Origin of the sequence: Pseudomonas sp. G(2018) (assembly GCF_005502415.1) — a bacterium.
Taxonomy (GTDB): Bacteria; Pseudomonadota; Gammaproteobacteria; order Pseudomonadales; family Pseudomonadaceae; genus Aquipseudomonas.
Map to the genome: position 1 here is coordinate 1 of NZ_SCOO01000071.1, position 10,226 is coordinate 10,226.

Below are 10,226 nucleotides of genomic sequence, written 5' to 3' on the forward strand. Positions count from 1 at the left end.
GGTCTGTGTTAGGGGATGGGTCAGGGGATCCCCGTGCAGGCGGTGGGGTTCGTGGGTGATCGGTGCTCCTGCAGGTGCCGGCGGCGCCGGTGGCCGTGCCCTGCCCTGCTCTTCCCCGCGGCTGATCACGCACCTGGTGCACGTCGGTCGACGCGCCCGGGCCAGCACCTGGTCAGCTGCTCGATGCCGGCGGCGTCGGCGGTTGCTGCAGGTGATCGTGATCGAGGCCGGTGAAGCACATCCAGGAGAGGGGTGAGGTGTTGGCCAGCAGATCCGCGCTCGATCGGCGCGGGGGGTTCGAGCGACGTCCAGTAGCCAGCGTCATTCGCTTTTCGCTCTAGCACTGCTTATCTGTCAAAACTGCTAACACCATCGGTAGTAGCGCAATGCCACACCTGTAAACTACACAGAACTGTGATGGCGAAATCGAAATGATCCCACTGCGGACAATAGTCCGCTGACGACTTTAGTCAGAAACCCGACAATCCCGGCCTGGTTTCATGGGTCAACATTTTGAAAGCAACTCCTAAAATTCTTGACCACAACGTCGCATTTGGCTGCGTACTTGCTGATCTGCGCAAGGGCTTAGGGCTGTCTCAAGAAAAACTGGGTTTTGAGGCAAAAATGGATCGGTCGTTTCTCAGTCTCCTCGAGCGCGGTAAACGCTCTCCCACGCTTGATACACTAATGCGCCTTTGCCAAGTTATGAAAATATCCTTGACGCAGCTATCTGTCCTTATTGAGGCCGAGTTAGCGAGAAAAAATGAATCTCGCTGAAATCCAGAGCGCCAATCATTGCGCCCGATCTAGACGATGCCTGGTTACTTAAGCTGGCCGTTCAGTAGCTGGGGTACTTAGCTGCATGCCTTAAAACGTTGTTCACATATCCATTCTTGAAGCCTTTCGAGAAATTTCCAGTGTTGTAAGCAGAAAGCGCGGCTTGCAGCGCAGCCTGATCGTTTTGATGAGTTTTCGCAGCCCTCACATAATTACGGGTTAATACAACACCTCCCGCATAGGTATTTGTACAAGGGTCGAATACCTGCTCGACTGTAAGGCCAAGATTCACCATCGTCTTCGAGTTAATTTGCATCAATCCCATATCGATATTGGCGCCCTTGGCAATCAAGCGCTTGGCCTCCAGAATCGCCTCCGAATAGTTTCCGGCTTTTTGGAATTTGTGGTCGCCATTCACGCCGATCGCCCAAGGATTGCCCCCCGATTCCTGATGAATAACCGCAAGCATCGTGTTATTTGACACGAAAGGCGCGCACACCATCACCAGAGTTAACAAGTCCATCACCGGCTCCCCTGGGTCATAGTGAATCGGTTCATGGACATATCCGTAAGCCGGCAAAAGTCGGTCAGGTCATCGGGTGGTATTGCGCTCGATAGCAGAAATCCTTGCCAGGCGTCACAGCCCAACTCATGCAGCTTCGCCAATTGTTCGTCCGTTTCAACGCCTTCGGCTAGCGTGGTGAGGTTGAACTCTCGTGCAATTGCCAGAATTGCCCGAACGATGCGTCCATCGAATTCACTGGCAGTCGAGCCAATAAACGATCGATCTATTTTGAGCGTGTCCACGGGGAAATTTTTTAAGTAATTCAACGATGACCATCCGGTACCGAAATCATCCAGGGCTACCCGCACGCCAAGATCGCGCAGAGCATGCAGAATCCGCGCAGCTTTATCGGTATCGGACACAAGGAAACTTTCAGTAAGCTCTAACTCTAATAGCGACGCTGGGAATCCAGACTCCACGAGGACTTCATTCACACGAGCAGGCAAGGAATCCACAAACTGGCGACCCGACAAATTAACAGCGACCCGCAAATTTAGTCCCATGTCCTTCCAGCGGCGGCCCTGCTGCACAGCCTCTTTTAGAACCCAGTCACCGATCGGAGTGATCAAATTGGATTCTTCGGCAAACCGAATGAACGATGAGGGCGGAATAAGACCGCGCGTTGGATGACACCAACGAATGAGCGCCTCGGCCCCGACAATACGGTTGGTGTGAGCACAGAATTGCGGCTGGTAATGCAGGACAAAGTCTCCGTCTCGTAGCGCTTCCTTAAGCTCAGCTTCGACCGTGGCGCGCGTTTCAGCCTTTTCGTTCATTTCCGCGTTGTAGAACCGAAGGGTATTGCGGCCCTCGCCTTTACTGCTGTACATCGCAAGGTCGGCGTTCTGCAGCAACTCATCCACAGTTTTCCCATCGCCAGGCCATGCAGCGACACCCACACTCGCACTGATTTGAAAGATGTTGTCCCCGACCACAATCGGTCGAGAACAAGCGTCAAGGATGCGTTCGGCAACGATCGCAGTCTCTTCCATTGCGCGCAGATTGCTGAGCAATACAACAAATTCATCTCCACCGAATCTAGCAACGGTATCGCTTTCTCGCAGACACCCACGTAGACGCCTCGCGACTTCAACAAGGACTGCATCCCCCGCCGCGTGACCATAGGTATCGTTGATCTTCTTGAAGCGGTCCAAGTCCACGAACAGCACCCCGAGGAATGCTTGGTCCAAACGACTTGCAGCATGAATGGCCTGCTCTATCCGATCTCGCATCAGATCGCGATTCGGTAGGCCGGTCAAAGGATCGAATTGAGCTATTTGCCACATACCTCCGACCGCGTTCGAGTTGTCGTCGTACGGCCGAATAAGATAGGCAATGCCATTGGCAACCGTGGACCGCATAACAACAGCCCTGATCGTCGTTGCGGGATAGTCCAACCCTTCAGGTTGCACGTTGTTTGCCGCATTGAAGAAAAATTCACCCGTTTCATCGCCGGCCGAAATAAACGCGTCAAACTTTGAGCGTTGCTGATCGTCTACGAGCAAATCATGCATGCGAACCCGATAAAGCGCAGCGGGAGCGAAAAGCTGAACAGCGGCATTGTTTGCATAGGTAATCTCGTCTTGACCAGTGCCAACAAAGAGTACCGGCGAAGGCAACTTAGAAAGTATTTCTCTGAACATGCTTTTCCCCTTCTTCAATAAAGAACGTCGATCATCACAACTCCGGCGCGGCCATTAGATGCACCGACGCATGTACCCATTTGGGTTGGACTTACATAGCATCCCGAAACGCCAATAGCGCCGCCACTTCCATATCCGAACGGCGACATTCCACCAACGTAATAACCGGATGCCATGCTGTAACTCTGGTTACCGGGGTTGCCAACGCCATAGCTGTTAGCACCACAAGCACCGGGGCCACCAGCTGTTACATATGGCCCGCTTGCCACGCGATTAGGCGCGGGGTAGGACGGGAATCCAGAAGTGGCTATCGCACCGGGAACATTGCCGGGTACTGGCGTACCAGTAAAACTATCAACTCCCCCCGGAGTGGCACCGCTGCCACCGTCGCACTCAAGCAAAATTCCTTTGCTTGGCGAAACCAGCATGCTTGCCCCGCCAGGGTAGCCAGCAAGACCGTCATCACCTGGGGGTGGCGCATAAACGCGATACTGCGGATACCCTACAACTGGTGTTGCGGTCGGAGACGGATACATACCTATTCCACCGGCTCCGACCGTAATTGTCATCGTCTCTCCCTCGACGAGGTTCACGGGTGCGGAGAATACGAATCCGCCAGAAGGGCCTGTGGAATAGTGACTTGTGAAACGCCAGCCGTAACCCGAACCGCCCCCGCCAGCCATTGTCACCAATGCGCTTTTAACCCCTTGCGGTACAGTCCAGGTAGTTGAGGAGGTAAAAAGGTACCGATGCGCATTCGGCATATCTGTGGCTTTGCCCCAAACAATGCCATTACAACCCAGTAGCTTTCCGCTTGCGTTTGCTGCAATCAACCCGACCTGTGTACATGCCTGCCCCTCAACTGCAAGACCGGTAACTTGCAGCGTACCCGTAACAGATGACACCGAATTAATATTACCGGCGTTGTTAATATTGTGTTTCACACCGGACGTGTCCTGCATGTTGATATCGCCCGTTCTGGGCAGACTGCCATCACGGCGATCAAACACAAAGAAGCCTGAACTATCGTAGCCATTGCTCACGGAGATAAGGCCGGCGATGCCGCCGGGGTTTGTACCGGTTTGCGTTCCATTGCTCGTAACAAAAAGACTAGGGTTGCCCCCAAACGATGCCGGCATAGACACACCAGCGTTGCCAGGACTAGCAGTTGAGGCTGCAATTGTTGCGCGGCGGATGTCCACCGTGTTGTTGCTGGGATTAAGCAACGGAACCGTTGTCGTCACTTGGAACGGCAGGTTGCAGGTCGGCACCGTGCAACCGCTCGATGTGTCCACCGTGAGTTGAACTTTGATACCCACGGATTGGCCATTATAAATAACGGGGTTCACCGCTCTGGAAGCCAGAAAACCGAGGGCGTTCAGATCGGCTGTGGTGGGTGCGAGGAGGCGCGCAGGCGGAAGGGTGTAACCGTTTCGCGTGACATTTTGTCCAAGCTGAATTTGCGTGAAAAACGTTGTTGCATAAGTCTTCGTCGCATCGTTCACCGTTGACAACATCGCCCCAACAAGCCGAGCCCTATCATCCCGACTTTGGCGCACAGTGTCCTGCGCATACCGTTGCCCGTAATAAGCGGAAACAATGGAGAGTAGCAGCACTACAATTGCCAGTTGCGCTGTTAAGAATCCGGCCTGTTTCCGAAAAGGAGATAGGTGCGCGGCTTGTTTTCGTTTCATCGTCGTCCGTCCTAGTGGTTACTGTATTGCGCGCGATCTACTTCTTGGGCTAATGCAGCGAAGTTGCCCTCTTTGATTAGTGCAGTAACCTTGTTATCCCGCGGCAAAGCGGTGGCCACCAACTTGCCTTCTTGGTCAAAACGCTGATGCACCGCCAGTTGGAAACTGGTAGCTATCAACTCATCGGCATTTTCTTCGCCGGCCGCCCGAGCCATTGCGGCCAAACGTTGAAGGCCCGCTGGAATCGTCTTCGAATGCCCTGTGACTAACACCAGATGACCATCACCACTAAGTCGCAACAACTGCGCAGCTGTTGATGAATCGCGGACTTCGCCGTATCCCAACATCGACGAATCCTTTGCCGGAAAACAGCGTAGCGCAGCGTGAATCGCGTTCTCGTATCCGCCGACTTCGTCGGCGTCAATTTGTTCGCAATAACCTGGACCGTGCTCACCTTCCAACAGATCCTCTGGGGGGTCTTCAATAGTCAGGCAATAACCACCGTGAAGGCGCAATCGGGCTGCTATTGTTGCGGAGAAGGTGGTGGTCTTTCCGGCACCGGTAAGACCACAAATAAAAACTAAACCACCAGTCTCACGTAACTTCGACCCAAGCAATAGCGCCTTAACCCACTGCGGCAAACCCAAGTTGTCAATGTCAGGGCAGCTTTCCCGCAGCCCACGAAGCGCATAACGCCCTTTGCGCATGCGTTGGACTCGCCAACGGCTGCCGTCTGCAAGTTTTACTTTCTTCCGGTCCGGGTTATTGGAGACAGCGGAAACGAGCTGATCGATCAATTCTTGATGTTCAGCTGCCGCCGGTTTTTGCCCTGGAAAAACGATCGGCGTGCCGTGGCCGTCAGTTGACAGGTGCACATCAGTGATTAGAGGCATCGTCATTGTGAGTTACGCGCGACCGAAGGTGAAAATGATGGTGCTGTTTGGCGTCGAACTGCACTGTGTACCGACAGCAGTCAAGTCAACGTTGTTCACGCCGGTTTTAACCGCCGTGCCATTGATTGTGGCCGTCAGGTAGAGGTCATTGGTGAAGTTAGTCCCGATCTTGACGCATTCTTTTGTCGGGATATTGTTCATCGAGCCCTGCCCCTGGGAGCCGGACGAGATTGGAACAAAAGTGAGCGTGCCCCACTGGGTCAGCAAATTGCCCGTCGGCACGCCACCTGCAAACTCAACAAAACTACTGCTCAACCAACCGTTTTGAGCTACCTGAGCAGTAGTCAGGCTGTTAAACGAAGTTTGGTTTTGGTAAGCCGTTTGTATGGCCGGAATCGCCGTATTGAATTCGTCAATAATCTTGCCCGCGCGAACGCTTGCGAGAATGCGAGGCACAACTACAAACGCAGCGGCCGCAATCAATGCGGCAATCATCAGTACGATTGCAAGTTCTGGCAGTCCGAAACCACCTTGCTTGGATTTGCCGAGACGCGACAGACCTTTTTTCATGTTGTTCACATTAGTGATTTCCATATTGATGTCCTGTTGTGGGTTGATGGTCATAGGATATTGCTCCTTGGTTAGCGAATTGCTTGAATATAAGTTTCCATCGCTTGGTTAAACTCGAAGTTACCCAACACGATCACGCCTAACACCATGGATATGATTCCCATGGCAAGATAACCACTTATAACGGCCTGGCGCTCTGCCGCCTGAACTTCTTTATCGCCGTGATCAAAGGCAAGCATGCGCATTGCCTTATTGAAGTCAGTTCGTTCTGAATAGTCTTCGATCCGGTCCATCACACGGACGGAAAACAGCCCAGTGTCAAGTGCGCGTGCTGGCATGTTTGGTGTGAGCTCTAAGCGCTTTAACATGAGTGAGAGGTGCCACCCGAGCCAAGGACTTGCAAATTGCTTCATCCTTTCCATTGCCTCCTTCATGCCATGGTTGTTCGATTGCAAAAGAATGGCGAGAGAGACTAGAAAATTGTTTGCCTCGCGTTCGCGGTATGCCTTCCAGGGTAATAGCGGAATTTTGTCTAACTTTGAACGAATACGACCGCGCCAATTAGGACGACTCCACAATACACACCAAGACAAAATCACCATCCCAACCGCGAGCAAAACACCATCGTCCACAAGTGCATTAGATACTGCGTACAACTGACGACTGATGTACGGCCATTTTTCTAGCGGTAGCGATTGCAAGTTTTGAGGCGCAATTACCACTGCATACGATACGAAAAAGCCAATGATCGTAATGAACGCCATGACCGGCGAAATCAATGACATCAAATAGCTTGCCTTGATCTTTCCTGACAGTCGAATGGCGCGACCTAGATAGGTCATCGCTTCCTCAAGCCGGCCATCTTCTTCCGCAGCTGTTAGAACCATTACTTCGTAGTCGGGCACCGTGTGTTGCAGCGCGTGAGCAAAGGTCATACGCCGCATTTTGCGGAGCCAGTGTTCGTACAGCGGAGCCCATCCTGTTTTTCGCATACGCGAACGGGCGGCCAACTTTTTCAAACGCTCCTGATCTGAAGCCCCGTCACGTAAAGCAGAAGCAAAGTCTTCGTAAAACTCTTGGCGACTGTCGGAAAATAAATTAAAGAGGAAGCGGCACACCTTGAAATCGAGGTTCATAGATCAACCTCTACCAATTCGTAACTTTCGAGCGGCTCAAATTCCTGCTCAAGATCGCGCGGGTCGATTTGACCAGACGCCACTTTGTATAAGGCATGCTCAAATGCAGTTTTCCCGGTCATGTCCACATTATCAAAACGCGTGGTCCGGCTCTGCCGCCAATACAGTTCAGCCTCTTCGTCCAGGCCATCAGCAATTTTTTGCCGGATAACTTTGTCTGGAGTGATAATTTCCGCAACGACGGTGGAGCCGGTAATTCCTCGCCCGTTACAGTGTTCGCACCCCGACTCAGAAGAGCAATAGATATTGTCAGTACTCAAACGAAACTTGAGGGCCAGAAGACTCAATTTACCCTCGGGCAATACATCCTTCGCTGGAATTTTGCAGTGATCGCATAGCACCGGCAGAAGCCGCTGGAAAGCCAGAGCAGAGATGAATCGCCGAGCTGCCAGTACATGCCGATCGAGTCCGAGACGAAAGAGGCGTATGGCTACTTCGATTGCTGATGAGGTGTGGATGGTGGTGTAGATTTTGTGCCCAGTTAGCACAAAGTCAGCCATCATCTGCGTCATAACCCGGTCGCGGATTTCGCCGACCATGACATCGTCCGGGTCACCGCGAAGAATGTCCCGCAATACCCCGATGGCTTCATTGTCCCCGGCGTCATCATCTTGGTGATCATTGCGTTGAATCGAGATTTGCGAGACACCGAAGATTTTGTATTCAACAGGGTCCTCTACTGAATAGCGCTTTTTGGAAAGCCGTTTCGGGTCGAACTCCATCATTGTTTTTAGTGTTGTGGATTTGCCCGACCCGGTTGGCCCCGTGATCGCGATAAGGCCGATAGAACGACCAACACTAAGTTCAAGCTGTTTGATTTGCGACTCTTCGTAGCCAAGTTCTGCGAAGGTTTTGTTGCGTTGGCCAGGTGTTTCCACCGCCAAGATACGAATTATGACATCCCAACCATCGGCTACTCGGATGAACTTATAACGCAACTTGTACTGCGTGCCGTTCACCGTTGTGCGGATCATGCAACTCAAAGACTTCGCTTCAAGCGCGAACGATCCTTGGCTTCGCGTACGGGAGTCAGCCATTTGTGTAAACATGTAGCCGGCAACTTGTTCGCAGGTCACAACATCGAAGCCGTGGTACTGGTAGATACGGCTATGAATTCGAAACAACACCATGCCGCTGGTTTCACGGCAGCAAATATGAATGTCTGTCGTTTTTTCATTGATCGCATCGCGGATCATTTCTTCAACAATAGGCCGTACATCGCTGGCCTTGTTGTCAATGTCTTCTTTAGTAATCGCGTTATTGATTTCCGCAATCAACGCAACGTCAGCCAGCCGTTCTTGAGCCAGCTTGTAGCCAGCTTCTACAACTCGGCGCCGCAGTTCCATATGCAAGCGCTGTCCGACAGCGCCTTCGGAAGCGAGGATAATTGCCTCCCGGCCGCCGAGGTCGACGGCAGCCACAGCCGAAAGGTCGTTACCGACGACACCATGCACTTTAGTCATCGGTGCGCGGAACGCCGGCAAGTCATCACGCGTCTTCGCCCGTGCGGCCTGACGCATGAGCCCAACCACCCGAGCGGATTGTTGTGCTGCGTCTTCCAATGACGTTCCTTTGCGCCGGCGATTGCCTCGGAGGGTGTGCCAAATGTTTTTCATGATTGCTCCTGCAGTCAGCGAATGACTGGCGACATAATCGGCGGAGTGATGACCGAAGGTTGAGGCATATACGGCGCCGTTGATGGCTGGTTGCCCTGCCCACCTTGCCAATCCAGCATCACGGTTTTTCGCTGAATAACGCGATTACCGCTCACGCGAACTAAGGTGATTTCGAATTGCTTGATGCTTTCGAGCTTCCAGCCGTCAATTTTCGAAATAAACGGCTCTTGCATAGACACAGGCAGATGCCGTCCCTTGTAGTTGATCTCTGCGACCTCTTTGCCAACCAGACCCCAGATCGCTTCAACAGTGGGCTCTTGCTCATTCACTTCCTGTTTTGCACCTGGCAAGGGCGTTACCCCCCCGAGGCTGGTACCTGCCGCTTGGTTTCGGTTTTGCTGAATCTTCATATCCAATTCCGACTCCATCAGCTGAGCCTGCTTGCCAAGAAGCTTCCCGAAAGTGTCGGTGGACGTATCGAGTGGGGTCACATCGGCTGCGCTCGCCAATGCAGGCAACAGCAATATGGAAATGGCCAATTCACGGATTCGCATAGACGTTCCCCTTCAGGTCAAAGTTGAGTTTTTCGTTAAGCTCGAAAGTCACGGTCGTGACGTCGGCAACTTCGGGTAATCGCTTAACGAGGTCGCTCAACAAAACGGACGAACCTGTCGCATTAAAGGCGCCGAGCATCGGCACCCATTGCTCATCGGGGCTCGACACCGCGGGGTTTCCGGCTACGCGCTGCCATGCATTCGGTAACGTGATTATTAGGCCGATGGTTTTCGAGACTTGCGCCAGGTTGCCAAGGTCCATCCGTACTTTTTCGCGTTGAGGTAACGTATCTGCGGCGCGCGGTGCGGATGGAGGAAACGGTACCGGGATAGGCTGAGTGACCTTTTCAATGTCACCGTCGAAGGTTGGTGCTGGCCACTCTGCCGGTTTGGCCTTCATGTAGCCTGCCCATGTCGCAAAAGCCTGCGCCTTGTAGGTCAACGTGCAGCCTGGCCCTGCGCATTCAACTTTGGCTAACCTCCAGCCAGCCAGCGAGCGCGGAATATTGCTTGTCGTTTCGAGGTAGGCCGGCACAGTTATGCGCGCCGGGAGTCTGGCGTTGATGGCTGTATTCACCGCTGTGGCCAGCTCCAGCTTGCGCTGAGCGATATCTCGCTGACGTATTTGCGCCGCTTCTCTTCGGGCGGTCTCTTCCGCTTGGATTTGATAGGCGTAATAACCACACACCAAAATGACAAGCACGACGCCGATCGCAAT

10 protein-coding genes are annotated in these 10,226 nt (G+C 53.0%); 1 reads left to right on the forward strand and 9 read right to left on the reverse strand.

Translation table 11 applies throughout. The annotated features are described in order from the left end of the window. Positions 1 to 513: 513 nt before the first annotated feature. A complete protein-coding gene (locus tag FFS64_RS30775; protein WP_137808408.1) occupies positions 514 to 777 on the forward strand; it encodes a helix-turn-helix domain-containing protein in 264 nt (87 codons plus the stop codon). A gap of 61 nt (positions 778 to 838) precedes the next feature. Here the strand turns inward: FFS64_RS30775 and FFS64_RS30780 are convergent, their stop codons facing one another. The 9 genes from FFS64_RS30780 to pilO2 form a co-directional block, all read right to left on the reverse strand. After that, positions 839 to 1,300: a lytic transglycosylase domain-containing protein gene (locus FFS64_RS30780; RefSeq protein WP_137808409.1), complete on the reverse strand. Its 462-nt coding sequence runs from the start codon at positions 1,298 to 1,300 to the stop codon at positions 839 to 841. Next, entirely contained in the window at positions 1,300 to 2,985 is a 1,686-nt protein-coding gene (locus FFS64_RS30785) for a bifunctional diguanylate cyclase/phosphodiesterase (RefSeq protein ID WP_137808410.1), read from the reverse strand. Before FFS64_RS30785 ends, FFS64_RS30780 begins: the two co-directional genes overlap by 1 nt. A 14-nt stretch (positions 2,986 to 2,999) precedes the next feature. Beyond that, positions 3,000 to 4,679: a hypothetical protein gene (locus tag FFS64_RS30790; protein ID WP_137808411.1), complete on the reverse strand. Its 1,680-nt coding sequence runs from the start codon at positions 4,677 to 4,679 to the stop codon at positions 3,000 to 3,002. 11 nt (positions 4,680 to 4,690) lie between these two features. Continuing rightward, positions 4,691 to 5,578: an ATPase, T2SS/T4P/T4SS family gene (locus tag FFS64_RS30795; RefSeq protein ID WP_137808412.1), complete on the reverse strand. Its 888-nt coding sequence runs from the start codon at positions 5,576 to 5,578 to the stop codon at positions 4,691 to 4,693. A 6-nt stretch (positions 5,579 to 5,584) separates the two neighbouring features. Then, the gene (locus tag FFS64_RS30800) at positions 5,585 to 6,196 is read right to left on the reverse strand and encodes a type 4 pilus major pilin (RefSeq protein ID WP_137808413.1); all 612 of its coding nucleotides are present in this window, start codon (positions 6,194 to 6,196) and stop codon (positions 5,585 to 5,587) included. Between the two features lie 17 nt (positions 6,197 to 6,213). Beyond that, on the reverse strand, positions 6,214 to 7,278 hold the full coding sequence (locus FFS64_RS30805; RefSeq protein ID WP_137808414.1) for a type II secretion system F family protein: 1,065 nt from the start codon (positions 7,276 to 7,278) through the stop codon (positions 6,214 to 6,216). Then, on the reverse strand, positions 7,275 to 8,954 hold the full coding sequence (locus FFS64_RS30810) for a GspE/PulE family protein (RefSeq protein ID WP_137808415.1): 1,680 nt from the start codon (positions 8,952 to 8,954) through the stop codon (positions 7,275 to 7,277). Before FFS64_RS30810 ends, FFS64_RS30805 begins: the two co-directional genes overlap by 4 nt. A 14-nt stretch (positions 8,955 to 8,968) precedes the next feature. Further along, on the reverse strand, positions 8,969 to 9,508 hold the full coding sequence (locus tag FFS64_RS30815) for a hypothetical protein (RefSeq protein ID WP_137808416.1): 540 nt from the start codon (positions 9,506 to 9,508) through the stop codon (positions 8,969 to 8,971). Further along, the coding region (gene pilO2, locus FFS64_RS30820) for a type 4b pilus protein PilO2 (protein WP_171017170.1) at positions 9,495 to 10,226 on the reverse strand (732 nt) is incomplete at its 5' end. The genes FFS64_RS30815 and pilO2, both read right to left, overlap by 14 nt.

Coding starts and splice junctions, on each gene's coding strand:
- FFS64_RS30795 (WP_137808412.1), bottom strand. CDS start 5,578: ATGACGATGCCTCTAATCACTGATGTGCACCTGTCAACTGACGGCCAC.
- FFS64_RS30790 (WP_137808411.1), bottom strand. CDS start 4,679: ATGAAACGAAAACAAGCCGCGCACCTATCTCCTTTTCGGAAACAGGCC.
- FFS64_RS30805 (WP_137808414.1), bottom strand. CDS start 7,278: ATGAACCTCGATTTCAAGGTGTGCCGCTTCCTCTTTAATTTATTTTCC.
- FFS64_RS30780 (WP_137808409.1), bottom strand. CDS start 1,300: ATGGACTTGTTAACTCTGGTGATGGTGTGCGCGCCTTTCGTGTCAAAT.
- FFS64_RS30785 (WP_137808410.1), bottom strand. CDS start 2,985: ATGTTCAGAGAAATACTTTCTAAGTTGCCTTCGCCGGTACTCTTTGTT.
- FFS64_RS30800 (WP_137808413.1), bottom strand. CDS start 6,196: ATGACCATCAACCCACAACAGGACATCAATATGGAAATCACTAATGTG.
- FFS64_RS30815 (WP_137808416.1), bottom strand. CDS start 9,508: ATGCGAATCCGTGAATTGGCCATTTCCATATTGCTGTTGCCTGCATTG.
- FFS64_RS30810 (WP_137808415.1), bottom strand. CDS start 8,954: ATGAAAAACATTTGGCACACCCTCCGAGGCAATCGCCGGCGCAAAGGA.